This is a genomic window from Kurthia massiliensis (assembly GCF_000285555.1).
Classification (GTDB): Bacteria; Bacillota; Bacilli; order Bacillales_A; family Planococcaceae; genus Kurthia; species Kurthia massiliensis.
Window position 1 is genome coordinate 65,231 of the sequence record NZ_HE610998.1, and the last position, 14,867, is coordinate 80,097.

The window sequence follows — 14,867 nt, forward strand, 5'->3', positions numbered from 1 at the left end:
CATGATCCCTCCTAATCGTCATAACGAATTTGTGGATTTAAGAAGCCGTAAATGACATCGACTGCTAAGTTAATTAATAAAAACTCAAGTGAGAACAATAAAATCTCTGCTTGAATAACTGGATAGTCACGATTTGTGACCGCATCAATAAGCCAGCTGCCGAGTCCTGGGAAACCGAATACCGTTTCAATTACGACAGAACCCCCGAGTAAGAAACCGAATTGTAACCCTGTCATCGTCACAACAGGTACCATCGCATTTTTCAATGCTTGACGCATCATAATTTTCCATTCAGAAAATCCTTTTGCGCGTCCTGTACGAATATAATCTTCTTTTAATACATCAATGAGCGCTGAACGAGTGAAGCGAGCAATAATTGCCGCAACCCCGACACCAAGCGTAATCGATGGTAAGACGTACCCTTTCCATGAATCTAATCCTGTCGTTGGGAACCATCCAAGTTGAACAGAGAACCATTGCATTAAAATAAGTCCTAACCAAAATGATGGAATCGAAATGCCGACAACTGCCGCAAACATACCGAAATAATCCCAAAACGAATTGCGACGCATCGCAGATAAAATCCCGATACCAATACCGACGACGAACGCAAAAATCATACTCCAAACGGTTAGCCAAAACGTTGGCATAAACCTCGTTTTCATTTCCTCTAAAATAGGCTCATTCGTTTTCAACGAATTGCCGAAATCCCCTTTTACGAGATTACCGACATAGACGAAATATTGCTCAACGATCGGTTTATCTAAGCCTAATTTTGCTTCAATTCTCTCTACAGTCGCTTGATCAGCTTCAGGTCCTGCAACGATACGCGCTGGATTACCTGGAATTAAATGCACAAACATAAATACGACAATCGTTACGACAATCAATATCGGAATCATTTGCAAAATTCTCTTCGCAATAAATTTGAACATAACAGTCTCCTTTCTCATATAAAAAAGCGCTATGAAACATCATAGCGCCTTTTCTTACTCATTAATCTTTAAGGTTTCTACGTAAAGTGAACCATCGGGTAATAATGTAATACCTTCTAAGTTCTTTTTCTTACCGAAAATGTTATTAGGATTCGCGGCTGGCACCCATACGTTTTCTTCCCAAAGATTTTTTTGAATTTTCGAATAAATTTCTTGGCGCTCTTCCTCATCTGATGTTCTCAAAGCTGCTTGTAAGCTTTTATCTACATCTTTATTCGAATAATAAGAAATATTGTAAGAGTTCGGTGGGAATGACTCTGTCGCAAATACTGGACGGATACCCCAATCTGCCTCTGCTGTTGAAGGTCCCCAACCACCAAAGTACATTTCTACTTTAGAATCTTCTGGCCCTTTTGGTTCCCATAGAGCACTTTCTAGCGTTCCATTTTCCATTGGTTCTACCTTTACGTCAATGTTTAATTGAGCTAATGACTGTTGGATGAACTCCATCGCTTTAATGTAATTTGTTGTATTGGTTGCCCAAACAGTTGTAGAAAATCCATCTTCAAGACCCGCCTCTTTTAATAGTTGTTTTGCCTTTTCAATATCATACACTTGGTCTTCTTGCTTTGTGTAAAATTTTGTTGATTCAGAAATTACAGATGTCGCTTTTTTGGCATAGTCGGCGTATACTACTTTCACTAAATCATCTTTGTTAATAGCTAAGCTAATCGCTTCACGGACTTTCGGATTATCAAAAGGCTTTTTCGCAACATTCATTGATAAGTAGTTCATCACAATTGAGTCTGAACTTACGATATCAACATTTGCCTTTTTTAATGAATCAATTTGCTCCGTTGGAATTGGATAAGCAAAGTCAGCCTCACCAGTTTGCAACATTGCTGTTCTAGATCCATTTTCAACAACTGGTTTAAAAGTGATAGAATTAGCTGCTGGTGCTTCTCCCCAATAATCTGCATTTTTCTTCACTTTAATAATGTCACTTGAATCCCATGATTCAAATACATATGGACCTGTACCTACAGGTTGACGTGCGATATTTTCATCGCTTGCTAAAGACTTTGGACTTTGCATAAGAGCCGCTGGATGCGCGAAATTATTCATCATTGAAGCAAATGGTTCGCTTAAAATAATTTTCACTTTATGTTCATCTATTACTTCAACCTTATCAATACTTGCAAACAACGTATATCTCTTTAAATTATTATCTTCATTCGAAATACGTTCGAAATTTGCCTTTACCGCTTCAGCATTAAAATCTTCTCCATCGTGGAATTTAACTCCTTGGCGAAGAGTAAAAGTGAATTCTGTAGCATCTTTATTTACCTTATAGTCTGTCGCTAACTTAGGAACAATGTTCATTTCCTCATCAAAAGCTACTAGACCTTCCATAATCGTTTTTTGTACCGTATTATCCATTGTGTTATTGGAATCTTGTGGATCTAATGTAACGAAATTTTGACTAACTGCAATGACTAAATCTTGATTTGCTTTTTTCCCATCGCTATTGTTAGCACTATTTGACTCATTACTTGTGCTACCACATGCTGTTAATACTGTTAGTACTAACAATAGCAAAAATGCAATTATCCATCTTTTTTTCATCTAACCATCCCCCCGATAAAATAATAGTGCATTTTTATTCTATCGGAATTTACATTTTCTGTAAAATGTTAGTTATATAAAACAACACTATGGAGATATCCCATAGTGTTATTTCACGTTAGTTAATTGCTAATTTTTCTAAGTTCAATGAACCGTCCGGTAACAAGAAGATGCCATCTAAGTTCGATTTTTTACCGAAGATGTTATCTGGGTTTGAAATCGGTACCCACGGTTGATCTTCCCAAATTGTTTTTTGAACGGCCGTGTAAATCGATTGACGTTCTTCTTCATCAGACGTTTGGAGTGCTTTTTCTAAGCCTTTATCTACATCTGAATTTGAATAATAAGAAATGTTGTAAGAGTTTGGTGGGAATGAATCTTTTGCGAATAGTGGACGAATACCCCAGTCTGCTTCACCTGTTGATGGGCTCCAACCACCGAAGTATAATTCTACTTTCGCGTCTTTTTCATCTTCCACTGCCCATAATGCATCTGCGAGGGCACCATTTTCCATCGGCTCTACTTTTACATCAATATTTACTTGTGCAAGAGATTGTTGAATAAACTCCATTGCTTTAATGTAATTCGTCGTATTTGTTGCCCAAATTTTCGTTGAGAAGCCATCTTCAAGACCCGCTTCTTTTAATAACGCTTTCGCTTTTTCAACGTCATAAGGTTGCTCTGCTTGTGCAGCATAGAATTGTGTTTTTTCTGCAATGACAGATGTCGCTTTTTTCGCATAATCTGCATATACAACTTTAATTAAATCGTCTTTGTTAATCGCGTAGTTAATTGCTTCACGCACCTTTGGATCGTCAAATGGTTTTTTCGATACGTTCATTGATAAATAATTCATAACAATTGAATCTGAGTTTTCAATATCAATGTCCGCTTTTTTCAGCGCATCAATTTGCTCTGTCGGAATTGGATAAGCAAAATCTGCTTCACCCGTTTGTAACATCGCTGTACGTGAACCGTTTTCAACGACTGGTTTAAACGTTAATGTGTCGGCAGCTGGCGCATCGCCCCAGTAATCTGCATTTTTCTTCACTTTAATAATGTCGCTTGAATCCCATGATTCAAATACGTACGGGCCTGTACCTACAGGTTTACGTGAAACATCGTCGCCACTTGATAACGATTTCGGACTTTGAATAATAGCGGCAGGGTGTGCAAAGTTATTGATCATCGATGCAAATGAGTTTTTCAGTGTGAATTTCACTGTGTACTCATCGACAGCGTCAATTTTTTCGATATTTGAGAAAAGTGAATAACGCTTTAAGCCTTTACTTTCATCTGATACACGTTCGAAGTTCGTTTTGACCGCTTCGGCATTAAATGCTTCGCCATCATGGAACTTTACATCTTCGCGTAATGTGAATGTAAATTCTGTAGCATCTTTATTGACTTTATAGTCAGTGGCAAGTTTTGGTACGACTTTCATGTTTTCATCAAACGCTACTAACCCTTCCATCATTGTCTTTTGAACAGAATTGTCTAACGTATTGTTCGAGTCTTGCGGGTCTAACGTGACAAAGTTTTGATTGACGGCAATCGTTAAATCTTTCCCAGCTTTTTTGCCTTCACTTTTACTTTCATTTGAGCTATTTGAGTCTGAGCTACCACCACATGCTGCTAACACAACTGTGAGAAGCGCGACAATCAATAGCAAAAACGAAAAACGCATGTTCTTCATAAAATCCCCCCTACTGTTTCTTTCACATGGCCTTTTAAAATTCCATGATTTTACATATCTACCCTTTTTCTTCGCTTATCGAAACATATTTTTGCTGATTTTTCTAAATTTCCAAGCGTTTTTTAGTAGTAAACGAGCTAAAAATGGTGAGAACGATTTTTAGACAATTTAAAAGAGGCTGGGACAAAACAGTTCATTTTCCTTTTTTTAGTGTTCGCAACAAAAAACCGGAACCGCGCCCCAGCGCGATTCCGGTTTTTCTTATGCTCATTTGAGATCGTGTTTTTACACTTATGTCCCAGCCTCTTTCCCTATTATGCTATGCTTCTATATTTTCTGCATTGTAAATTGGACTATCTGTATAGTAATACGTTTCTGCAGGCAATTTTTTTTGCGTCGCTAAAAATAAACGTTTTACTGCCTCTTCACACTGCATTGCTAAATCTTGACCGATTGTAAAGTCGACTTTCCCTGTTTTTAATAAGTCGACAATTTCAAGTGGTGTATCATGCGCGCAAACGCGAATATCTCTATCTGCAAATGGCGCTAATGCCTCTACACATGCATCGATATGTAAATTTACCATATATACATATTGAATATTCAAATTGTTTTGTACTTCTTTCGTGATGATTTCATATGTCTTGTCACGGTCATTATATGTCTCGACAGCCGTACATTTCAACATCGGTTTTACTTCTTGTAAATGCTCAATAAAACCTTTCACACGCATGTAGTGTGATGAATATTCACGACTACTATAAACAATTAATACTTCCTCATTTGCACGCATATATTTACTCAACATTTCCGCAGCAACACGTCCTGCCTTCGTCGCATTTTCCCCTATAAATACGGCACGTTGAGATTCACGTACATCTGAATTGAATGTAATAACAGGTATATGTTTTTCAACGAGTAAGCCAATCATATATCGAACACGATCGTCTTCAGCACCACATAGTGCAACGCCGTCTACTTGTTCGTCTAGCGCTCGTTTTAGCATATCGACACATTGCGTGACGTCATGCTGGGCATATATCCATTTTTGAATGTGTACATTGTAGTCTTCTAAAGCAATTTGTGCACGATCAAGCCCTTCTTCAAAATGCGTTAACACATAACCTTCCCAATTTGGCACGATAACAACATAATTTTTGCGCTTTGAGCTAAGCGCTAATGCACTGGCCGCCTTGTTCGGTTTATAGTTTAACTCTTTAATGACCGCTAATACTTTCTTTCGTACGTCTTCTTTGACGTATGCGCGATTGTGTAATACACGATCGACAGTTCCGACAGATACTCCTGATTTTTCAGCGATCATTTTAATTGTGGCACGCATTTTATCACTCCTCCAAAATCCTTTTTGAAACGCTTACATTTTGTACTTGATAAATTTTATTAATTGTCAGCTGTCTTGTCAATGATATTTACATAAATAAGTACAGAATATAATACAGTTAAGCGATTCGCATCCATGAAAGTAAATAAACTAATTATTTCTATATATCAAAAAGATATATAATTAGGTATTTTTATTACTTATTTTAAGTGCTGTTATGTTACTGTTTGTAGCGTCCCCATTAAAAAAGAACCACATGACATGGTTCTTTTCTACAATGATCGTTTCACGAGTGCTAAAACGTCGTCTGCTGTGCCACATTGAAGTGCTTCTGTAGCGATTTCTTGCCACGCTTGTTGATCGAGTGTTTTTAGTTGGGCACGTGTTTTTAAAATCGTCGTTGCGCTCATTGAAAATTCATCTAGTCCTAATCCTAATAACAACGGTACGGCCCATTCATCTCCGGCCATTTCACCACACATACCTACCCATTTTCCTTGTTCATGTGCGGCGTCGATAACCATTTTGATGAGGCGCAAAATTGCAGGGTTATACGGTTGATACAAATAAGATACGTGTTCATTCATGCGATCTGCAGCGAATGTATATTGAATTAAATCGTTCGTGCCGATAGAGAAGAAATCGACTTCTTTCGCGAAGACGCTTGCCATCACAGCAGTTGATGGAATTTCAACCATCATCCCGACGTCAATCGGCGCTGTTTCAACGTTAGCAGCGGTTAGCTTCTCTCGCTCCTCGTCTAACATCGATTTTGCTTGGCGAAATTCTTCTAATGTCGCAATCATCGGAAACATAATTTTTAAATTGCCATATATAGACGCTCGTAATAATGCTCGAAGTTGCGTACGAAACAGTTCCGGTCGCGCAAAACATAAGCGGATAGCACGTTGACCTAAAAATGGATTGGATTCTTCGGTTAACGGCAAATACGGCAGTTGTTTATCGCCACCAATATCTAATGTTCGCACGATAACCGGTTTACCATTCATCCCTACTAACACTTTTTTGTATGCGGTAACTTGTTCTTCCTCCGTTGGCATCATTTCGCGTCCCATATATAAAAATTCAGTACGATATAGCCCAATGCCCTCACTACCGTTTTCTAACACGCCCGCCAAATCGTCTGGCGTACCTATGTTAGCACCCAGCTCTACATGGACACCATCTCTCGTCACAGTCGGCTCATGTAAAAGCGTCGCCCATCCATCCCGTTCCGTCGCATAATGTTGTGCTTGCATGCGATAATGCGCCAATGTAGCGTCATCTGGCTGTACGATGACGATGCCATTGATGCCATCAATGATGACACAATCACCTTTTGCTACCACTTGTGTCGCATTCGTCGTACCGACGACAGCCGGTATTTCTAGTGAGCGCGCCATGATTGCAGAATGAGACGTTTTGCCGCCAATATTCGTAATAAATCCTCGTACAAATTGTCGATTAAGCTGTGCTGTATCTGACGGTGTTAAATCATTTGCGATGACGATTGCTTCTTCATGAATCGTGCTCGGATTTGGCAATGTCACGTGCAATAAATGTGCTTTAATACGCTTTGAGACATCTCGAATATCTGCAGCACGTTCACGCATATAGTCATTGTCCATAGCATCAAACATCGTCGCAAATGTTTCTAAAACGTCATCTACGGCATACGCCGCATTCAATTGTTCGTCTGTAATTTTTTGTTTTACAGGCGTGAGCAATTCCGGATCACGTGCAACGAGTACATGCGCTTCAAAAATGGCCGCTGCCTCCGTACCTAATGTATCTGCTGTACGTTGTTGAATCACCATTAACTCCGTTGTCGTTTTCGTCAGCGCTTGTTCCAATTGTGCAAGTTCATCCGCTACGTCTGTCACAGTTGTACGTTGGACGGTTAAATCTGGTTCTACGAGGAGATATGCGGTGCCAATGGCGATGCCGCTAGATGCTGCAATACCTTGTAATGTCTTCATGTAGCTAGCCTCTTTTCTATCAAATCATGGTTGTAAGTCCGTTAAAACGATGACTTGTGGATGTTTCGTTAATACCGTTGCTGGTACGTCTTCAGTATACATACCTTCTAATACTTGATTTAAAACAGCTCTTTTCGATTCCCCAGTCGCAATTAATAAAATACACGTAGCGCGCATAATAGAAGAAATCCCCATCGTTAGCGCCTCTGTCGGTACATCATCAATCGTTTCAAAATAACGTGCATTCGCTTTTCTCGTCGACTCTGATAACGTCACAACATGCGTCGTTGAATCAAAAGGTGTACCCGGTTCATTAAATCCAATATGCCCGTTCACACCAATGCCTAACAATTGAAAATCTAACGGATGACGCGCTAGCAATGCTTCATAGCGCACGGCTTCTGCTGTCGCATCTGCCGCTGAACCGTCCGGCAAGTAAGAGGCCGCAAATGGTTTAGCGGCAAAAAGTTGTTCATGCATATAATAATGATAGCTTTCTGGATTCGTAGCACTCAACCCTACATATTCGTCTAAGTTGAAACTAATCGCATCTGAGAAATCAATATCGGTTTCACGTAGGTATGCATACAGTGGCTCCATCGTACCGCCAGTCGCTAAACCAAACGTTTTAGCGCCATCTGCTTTGACTTGTTTTATTAAAGTAATCGCACGTTCATACAATGCTTTTGTTGATTGAAATCGTTCTACTTGAATCATGCCATTACGCTCCTTCCCATCTTTTGAAATCCATCCATTAACCATTGATCGTCAACAACCCTTCATAAAGTTTTATTGTGTTGCATCGTAAACAGTCTGACCACGTTTAATCGTTTTTTGTACGACTAATGCTTCGTTCATTAACACAATATCTGCACCGATACGAATACATCCTTTCGACGCTAATCTGAGCTGCTGTGCTGCGTTAAAACTCGACATTTGCACGAGTTCTTCTAGCAAGCAGCCGGTTGCTTCATACATGTTGCGCACGGCTTGGTCCATCGTTAATACGCTCCCTGCTAAAGCATCGTTATCTAAATGCACACCTGCTTCAGTGACGCGAACGGTTTGACCCCTAAATTGTAATCGTCATAAGCCATACCTTTTGCGCGCATCGCATCCGTAATTAAAATAATACCTGATGCACCTTTCATTCGATGAGCAAATTTGACAGCATCGCGATGTGCATATGCATATCAATGAAGCCCGACATTATGTATTGACCTGTACCATCAATGACGACATCCGCATCGCTTATCATATGACCTAATTGTTGAATACGGCCATGTTCTATTAAAATATTCGCTTGTTGACGATCATTCGCATTAATCATCGTCGCATGTTTAATCAGCATCGTCACGATGAGCCACTCTCTATTTTTCAATAGCAATTTTATTAATCGTTCCTATTTACTTCATAACCTATATTGCGACAATATATCTTTCCACTAATCGTACGTATCGACGGATAGAATAATCGATGATGCTTACTCATATGATGTTCGTCTGTGCTGCTTCACTATTTTTCAGTGCTTAGTATTAGTATACATATTTCAACGAAGCAAGATAGCGTTTTAATGCGAATATCAACAAAAAAATTACATTTCAAACAAATTCTGTTAGTATATGATTCTTATTTTACGCGAATAATATATAGAAGGAAAATGATATAAAAAATTGTACGTTATCAATGGTATATCATCCACATTGAAATAAACGTATTAAAAGCAAGTTTTTTTTGTTATAATATACCAACACTATCTTTGGAGGATTACCAAATGTTTAAAAAAATAATCGGCGGTGCGTTATTTGCAACGAGCCTTTGTGCAGTTGCACTGACAGCTAACACAGAATCAGCCAGCGCCATTTCAAATTCGGAAGCATACTATTCTAAATTAGAATATAAAGACGTCACACACGATGAAGAACGTTTAATTAGCCCAAAAACGAGCGTAACGATTCAATCGGTCGAGGCGACGAAACAATTACGTAGTACGAGTTTAGTACTATATCCAAAAAACCAAACACTTATTTCACGCGATCGTTCTGGACAAGCGGAAGTAGGTCTTCGTACAACGACGAATGGACAAGCGTACGGCTTCGTGACGCAACTTAATAAATATTCGAACTCAACGTATCGTACGGTGAAAAAAGGCGGTACACAAACATTCTATACACCGACTGGCATTAAAGTTGTGACGGGCTATACGAAAGCTGGCGGCAACTTATATTTCAAATGGCAAGGTAATAAAGCGGTCATCAAATCAAAAGGATATGATGTCGTCTACAATGATGCAAAAAAAACAGCAGACACTGTGCGTAAATATGATCGTTCTAAAACGAAAACGACTGGCACAAAAGTCGACAAGTTATTACACGAAGCGAAGCGTCTATCAGGCGGTCGCTACGTTTACAATGGGCAATCTATTTTCTACGGTTTAGATTGTGCTACATACACACGAAAAATTTACTTAAATGCGCTCGGCAAAGATATCGGTTCTACGACGAAAGCTCAAGCGACACGTGCAGTAAAAACACGTACGGTGAAAAATGCGCAACCTGGCGATATTTTATACGATGGCAAAGGCCATGTAGGTATTTATATGGGTGATGGTAAAGCGTACGATATGTTAGTTGGCGGTGCAAAATTACGTCCGCTTAGTCATTGGAAATGGACTGTAGCATTAGCTTATTAAAAAAAGCGTCTAGCAATAGCTAGACGTCTTTTTTACAGTAAATATACAAATAATTCCACACAACCTTCTTTTTGATATACAATAAGCGTAACAACTATTTGCGAGAAAGGGTGATTGAAACGATGGGATTTCAGCTCGAATCTCCGTTTATTGATGATTATTTAAAATCAAGCGACATTATTGACTACGATAACCCAAAAATTGAGGCGTTACTCGAATCATTACACGTTCGTTCATTACCTGAAGTAGACAAAGTGCGTATGTGCTATGAATATGTCCGCGATGAAATTGGGCATTCATGGGACGATCAAACGCATACCGTTACATTAACGGCATCAGAAGTCGTAGCGCATAAAACGGGCATTTGTTATGCGAAAGCCAATTTATTAGCTGCATTACTTCGAAAAGAAGGCATTCCGAGTGGCTTTTGCTATCAACGATTAATGTTGTTTGATGAACCAGCGCAAGGTTTTTATTTACATGCATTTAACGCCGCTTATTTACCTTCCTTAAAACGTTGGATTTATATCGATGCGCGTGGAAACGTTGCGACAGATTTTTCTATCGAAACGCCTGCACTCGCTTTCACACCAGATGAAAGTGTTGGTGAAAAAACGTATGAAACGGTTTTTACAGCACCAAATGACAAAACGATTGATGTGTTAAGGTCAGCAGATGATGCACTCGATATGTATGCTAACCAATTGCCCGATACGTTATAACGAATAGAAGAGGCTGGGACATAAGTGTAAAAACACGATCTCAAATGAGCATAAGAAAAACCGGAATCGCGCTGTGGCGCGGTTCCGGTTTTTTGTTGCGAACACTAAAAAAGGAAAATGAAATGTTTTGTCCCAGCCTCTTTTTCTTATGATGAATGTACTTTTAATAAATGCTTCATTAATTTTCCAGATGAATTTCGTGGGAAATGTTGTACGTTTTCAAATGCGGCTGGTACTTTGTATGAAGCTAAATAGCGTAAACAATGTTCTCGAATTATATCCGCACAAAGCGCTTCTCCCGTACTGCCAACTAGTAACTCACACCATCTGTATCTACAATCCGAATCATCGTCGCTTCATTAATCGCTTTCCCGACTGACGCGCTATGTTCGATTTGTTCATCATATAACGTCGTCGCACATGGACCGTTTCCGTCTGTCCATAACAATTTTGTAATGCAACCGTTGGAAATTGTAGACGGAGACGTTCAATCAATGAAACAGGCATTGGTGCCGTCGCATATGTACATAAACGTAAATGAGGCATATATGTCGGTTGGAATATTGGTTGTTGAATGAGTAATTCATACATCATCGGTACGCCAAAAAATACGGTTGCTTTCGTTTCATGTAACCAGCGCGGTACATTACGTGCCGAAAAACCACCTCTAATATGAACATACTGCCTGCTAATAACGCTAGATTTAAAAAGACATGTCGCCCGGCACAATGAAATAGTGGTGTGCATAACCCCTTTTGGGCGCCCAGTCGTACCCGATGTGTAAATAACGACAATCATATCTTCAAGTCGTAATGGCATTTCTTTAAATGTAAGCGTTCCCTTAAAAATTCATGATGACGAATCGATTGTCCACTAAGGGCATGTCGTCGCCAGTTTATGTGTAAGATGTGTTTGTGTAATAACAGTACACGCTTTAGATTGCGTTAAAATATATGTAATTTCATTCGTCGTTAGTTTTGTATTAATAGGCATTGCAATATAACCTGCGTATTGAATCGCTAAATAAGCAATCGGTAATGTCACGTCATTATCCATCAACATGCCAATGACAGCATGTTTTTCAAAACGTTGATGCTGTAAAAATGCATCTAAGATCGCACACGTTGAAATACAGTTCGATATGTTACATGCACATTCCGACACGATCTGCATATCGTTCAGCTTCTATTTTTAATAAGAACGGCATACATTGTAATGCCATAAATACAGCTCTTTCTAAACAATTGATGAAAAAAGAGCCTATCTCGCTATTTAGCGGTAGACTCTATTGCTTCGTTCAAACATGTAGTTGTTCCCTAACATGTGAACTCAATATAAACCGAACCATTTGGTTGGCGGAAAAAACGATAATTTACATCTTCAGGATGGATCTCCGATAATTTTTGTAAATCTGCAAAATGGGCATAAATTGTGCGTCGATCTAGTTTTTGTGACACACCATAATCTGCGACCATATGTTTAGCAACTTGCGCTGCATTTAATGGATTTTCAGCATTAGAATACTTCTTCAGTACTAAATAAGTATAAATTAGTAATACATTTTGTTGCGCTATGAGTATCGCCCTCTTTATTCACTATATAAATTCTTATTTCATTATAGCTTCATCAGTCTAAAGCATCAAGCCTTTTTTACTACTTTATATATATTTTCACATCAAAAGTTTCATTAAATATTTTATTTTTGCTTTAAACTAACTATACCAGGGAAATTTGGTGTATTAAAAGATAATGGTAATACATAAACTTCCTTCTTTTCTATACTATCTACTATATAATGCGCCATTGTCTCAGATTCTTGATGCATCATCGCATATTGGCGCATCGCATCCGTCACATTGTAATGCAAAATGCGCAATCGCCCTTCATGAAACATTAATTCTAACGTGCGGCGCATATTTAACTTTTCTAGTTCATCTACGAGTGGTCGTGCAATGGCAAATTCATAATTTGTACGCTCATATAGTTTGAGTAAGCGTTGGCGTGTTTTTCGGTTACTCATCGTAGCAAAATCTAATGCAATCACAGGCTTTTTATGAACGATTTTTTCTAATCGTTTTAACTGCTGAATTAGAGATTGTGCCATGTAATCTTTATACGCACAGTACATCAACATCATTGTCGCCGGAATCGCAGCAATCAGTGGTGACATGCCGACAAAGACGATCAATGCTTGAATACCTACAATGCAAAAAAACAATGTCGCTCTACGCATTTTCCCGTTGTAATAATAGCCGATGCCTGGTGCCAACACGTTGACAATCCATTGTTGGCGCGTTGTAAGCGTCGTATCATCTACTTTTTTGAGTATGATTAAAATGCTATATAATAAGTAGCCGATGAGGCCGCCATAAAGTAACATACGATGTCGCCTCCAGTCTTTTATTATATGTATTACCGTTTTTCATAAAAAATATGAGTTATTTATTAAAAAAACTAAAAAAACGCAAAAAAAGAAGCCTCACGAGACTTCTTTTGTTCGTTGACGTCTATTTTTCACTTCTGCCATCACAATTAACACACTACCCACTGTCAGCCATATGACGATAGATAAAAACAATTGGTCTGATTTCATTGAATTGGTCATATAACTTAACACATGAAAAATGACTACACTGACAACTAAACAAGCGATATTGATTTTCATATCATTCATACGCAAGTGCTCCTTCCACTGACAATGTCTATATATCGTAAAAATTCTGACTATTTATTCTATTTTTATTGTAGCATACTTTTGTACAGTACAGATAATTTTTGTCCCTTTTTAATGAAAATTCGCTTAAAAAGCTTTATTGTTGTTATTTTAAAGGAAAAACAAGTATTTTTCTCGTTAAATCATATTTGTCATTTCATATATCTGTATAAAGTATAGAAAAAGAGCCGTGCGATTGCACGGCTCTTTCAAACAAATCATTGAATTATTTTTTTACAAGTTCTAATTCAACTGGGATATTTTTCTCTACTTTTTCACCTTTTAATGATTTGACAGCTGTTTCAATTGCAGTTTCACCAATTTCAGTTGGTTTTTGTGCGATTGTCGCGATCATTTTGCCATTTTCAACAGCTTTTACACCGTCGTCAGTTGCATCGAAACCAACAACTTTGATGTCTTTGCCTGATGCTTCGATTGCTTCGATTGCACCTAATGCCATTTCATCGTTTTGTGCGAATACACCTTCAACGTCACTATTTGATTGTAAAATGTTTTCCATTACTGTTAAACCTTCTGAACGGTTGAAGTTCGCTGTTTGTGAAGCGACGATATCAAAATCTTTTTTCGCTACTGATTCGAAACCAGCACCACGTTCAGTGGCAGCAGATGAACCTGCAACACCCTCAAGTTGAGCGACTTTCGCATCTTTACCGATGACTTCTTTTAAGTATTCGGCTGCCATTTTACCGCCCTCTTCGTTATCAGAAGCGATATGTGAAACAACTTCGCCGCCTTCAGAAGCTCGGTCAACTGTGATGACTGGAATATCTGCAGCGTTTGCAGCTTCTACTGCTGAAGTAATTGCTTCAGAATCTGTTGGGTTGATGATGATTAAATCAACGTTTTGTTGAATTAAATCTTCTACGTCAGATGCTTGTTTAGAAGCATTATCTTGTGCATCTACTACAGTTAAATCAACTTTCTCTTTTTTCGCTTCATCTTTTGCACCATCAGATAATGTTACGAAGAATGGGTTGTTCAGTGTTGAGACTGACATACCAATTTTTGCATCATCACCAGATGATTTTTTCTCTGAAGATGATGAATCGTCGCCATTTGGAGACATTGAGCACGCGCCTAAAAGTAATGAAGATGATAATAATGCTGTCCAAGATAATTTTTTGATGTTCATAAGTAAAAT

At 38.6% G+C, this 14,867-nt stretch carries 16 protein-coding genes and 1 pseudogene; 2 read left to right on the top strand and 15 right to left on the bottom strand.

Features of this window, described 5'->3' with window-relative positions:
* Window positions 1-11 precede the first annotated feature (11 nt).
* From nikB to KMHG_RS07955, 8 genes are all read right to left on the bottom strand, one after another.
* Entirely contained in the window at window positions 12-935 is a 924-nt protein-coding gene (gene nikB, locus KMHG_RS07915; protein ID WP_010288522.1) for a nickel ABC transporter permease, read from the bottom strand.
* Between the two features lie 54 nt (window positions 936-989).
* The gene (locus tag KMHG_RS07920) at window positions 990-2,561 is read right to left on the bottom strand and encodes a glutathione ABC transporter substrate-binding protein (RefSeq protein ID WP_010288523.1); all 1,572 of its coding nucleotides are present in this window, start codon (window positions 2,559-2,561) and stop codon (window positions 990-992) included.
* Between the two features lie 118 nt (window positions 2,562-2,679).
* Entirely contained in the window at window positions 2,680-4,257 is a 1,578-nt protein-coding gene (locus KMHG_RS07925; RefSeq protein WP_010288524.1) for a glutathione ABC transporter substrate-binding protein, read from the bottom strand.
* A gap of 319 nt (window positions 4,258-4,576) precedes the next feature.
* Window positions 4,577-5,599: a LacI family DNA-binding transcriptional regulator gene (locus tag KMHG_RS07930; protein ID WP_010288525.1), complete on the bottom strand. Its 1,023-nt coding sequence runs from the start codon at window positions 5,597-5,599 to the stop codon at window positions 4,577-4,579.
* Window positions 5,600-5,871: 272 nt separating this feature from the next.
* Complete coding sequence (ptsP, locus tag KMHG_RS07935; protein WP_010288526.1) at window positions 5,872-7,578, bottom strand: phosphoenolpyruvate--protein phosphotransferase; 1,707 nt, start codon at window positions 7,576-7,578, stop codon at window positions 5,872-5,874.
* 24 nt (window positions 7,579-7,602) lie between these two features.
* A complete protein-coding gene (locus tag KMHG_RS07940) occupies window positions 7,603-8,292 on the bottom strand; it encodes a glucosamine-6-phosphate deaminase (protein ID WP_026022038.1) in 690 nt (229 codons plus the stop codon).
* 75 nt (window positions 8,293-8,367) lie between these two features.
* Window positions 8,368-8,619 carry an amidohydrolase family protein gene (locus KMHG_RS18355; RefSeq protein WP_010288529.1) on the bottom strand — a complete coding sequence of 84 codons (252 nt, stop codon included), beginning with the start codon at window positions 8,617-8,619 and terminating at the stop codon, window positions 8,368-8,370.
* Window positions 8,620-8,725: 106 nt separating this feature from the next.
* The gene (locus tag KMHG_RS07955) at window positions 8,726-8,935 is read right to left on the bottom strand and encodes a heat-shock protein HtpG (RefSeq protein WP_010288531.1); all 210 of its coding nucleotides are present in this window, start codon (window positions 8,933-8,935) and stop codon (window positions 8,726-8,728) included.
* A 417-nt stretch (window positions 8,936-9,352) separates the two neighbouring features.
* Here KMHG_RS07955 and KMHG_RS07960 point away from each other — a divergent pair, with 417 nt between their 5' ends.
* Entirely contained in the window at window positions 9,353-10,270 is a 918-nt protein-coding gene (locus KMHG_RS07960; protein ID WP_010288532.1) for a C40 family peptidase, read from the top strand.
* A 122-nt stretch (window positions 10,271-10,392) separates the two neighbouring features.
* Window positions 10,393-10,992, top strand: coding sequence for a transglutaminase-like domain-containing protein (locus tag KMHG_RS07965; RefSeq protein ID WP_010288533.1), 600 nt, complete (start codon window positions 10,393-10,395; stop codon window positions 10,990-10,992).
* Between the two features lie 310 nt (window positions 10,993-11,302).
* Here the strand turns inward: KMHG_RS07965 and KMHG_RS19345 are convergent, their stop codons facing one another.
* The 7 genes and pseudogenes from KMHG_RS19345 to rbsB all read right to left on the bottom strand — a co-directional run bounded on the left by KMHG_RS19345 (window position 11,303) and on the right by rbsB (window position 14,858).
* Entirely contained in the window at window positions 11,303-11,440 is a 138-nt protein-coding gene (locus tag KMHG_RS19345; RefSeq protein WP_162531649.1) for a hypothetical protein, read from the bottom strand.
* Window positions 11,441-11,466: 26 nt separating this feature from the next.
* Window positions 11,467-11,811 (bottom strand): annotated as a pseudogene (locus KMHG_RS19840) (AMP-binding protein); the annotation flags it as partial.
* A 54-nt stretch (window positions 11,812-11,865) separates the two neighbouring features.
* Window positions 11,866-12,165, bottom strand: coding sequence for an AMP-binding protein (locus tag KMHG_RS19755; RefSeq protein WP_010288536.1), 300 nt, complete (start codon window positions 12,163-12,165; stop codon window positions 11,866-11,868).
* 143 nt (window positions 12,166-12,308) lie between these two features.
* A complete protein-coding gene (locus KMHG_RS19060; RefSeq protein ID WP_154647364.1) occupies window positions 12,309-12,467 on the bottom strand; it encodes a hypothetical protein in 159 nt (52 codons plus the stop codon).
* A 221-nt stretch (window positions 12,468-12,688) separates the two neighbouring features.
* A complete protein-coding gene (locus KMHG_RS07985) occupies window positions 12,689-13,372 on the bottom strand; it encodes a hypothetical protein (protein WP_010288538.1) in 684 nt (227 codons plus the stop codon).
* A gap of 99 nt (window positions 13,373-13,471) precedes the next feature.
* Window positions 13,472-13,666, bottom strand: a complete 195-nt coding sequence (locus KMHG_RS07990; RefSeq protein WP_010288539.1) for a hypothetical protein — start codon at window positions 13,664-13,666, stop codon at window positions 13,472-13,474.
* Window positions 13,667-13,931: 265 nt separating this feature from the next.
* Window positions 13,932-14,858 carry a ribose ABC transporter substrate-binding protein RbsB gene (gene rbsB, locus KMHG_RS07995; protein WP_010288540.1) on the bottom strand — a complete coding sequence of 309 codons (927 nt, stop codon included), beginning with the start codon at window positions 14,856-14,858 and terminating at the stop codon, window positions 13,932-13,934.
* Window positions 14,859-14,867: the final 9 nt, after the last annotated feature.

Excerpts from the sequence above, each read along its gene's own strand:
- nikB (WP_010288522.1), bottom strand. The coding sequence starts at position 935 with ATGTTCAAATTTATTGCGAAGAGAATTTTGCAAATGATTCCGATATTG.
- KMHG_RS07920 (WP_010288523.1), bottom strand. The coding sequence starts at position 2,561 with ATGAAAAAAAGATGGATAATTGCATTTTTGCTATTGTTAGTACTAACA.
- KMHG_RS07925 (WP_010288524.1), bottom strand. The coding sequence starts at position 4,257 with ATGAAGAACATGCGTTTTTCGTTTTTGCTATTGATTGTCGCGCTTCTC.
- KMHG_RS07930 (WP_010288525.1), bottom strand. The coding sequence starts at position 5,599 with ATGCGTGCCACAATTAAAATGATCGCTGAAAAATCAGGAGTATCTGTC.
- ptsP (WP_010288526.1), bottom strand. The coding sequence starts at position 7,578 with ATGAAGACATTACAAGGTATTGCAGCATCTAGCGGCATCGCCATTGGC.
- KMHG_RS07960 (WP_010288532.1), top strand. The coding sequence starts at position 9,353 with ATGTTTAAAAAAATAATCGGCGGTGCGTTATTTGCAACGAGCCTTTGT.
- KMHG_RS07965 (WP_010288533.1), top strand. The coding sequence starts at position 10,393 with ATGGGATTTCAGCTCGAATCTCCGTTTATTGATGATTATTTAAAATCA.
- KMHG_RS19755 (WP_010288536.1), bottom strand. The coding sequence starts at position 12,165 with ATGCAGATCGTGTCGGAATGTGCATGTAACATATCGAACTGTATTTCA.
- KMHG_RS19060 (WP_154647364.1), bottom strand. The coding sequence starts at position 12,467 with ATGGTCGCAGATTATGGTGTGTCACAAAAACTAGATCGACGCACAATT.
- KMHG_RS07985 (WP_010288538.1), bottom strand. The coding sequence starts at position 13,372 with ATGTTACTTTATGGCGGCCTCATCGGCTACTTATTATATAGCATTTTA.
- KMHG_RS07990 (WP_010288539.1), bottom strand. The coding sequence starts at position 13,666 with ATGAATGATATGAAAATCAATATCGCTTGTTTAGTTGTCAGTGTAGTC.
- rbsB (WP_010288540.1), bottom strand. The coding sequence starts at position 14,858 with ATGAACATCAAAAAATTATCTTGGACAGCATTATTATCATCTTCATTA.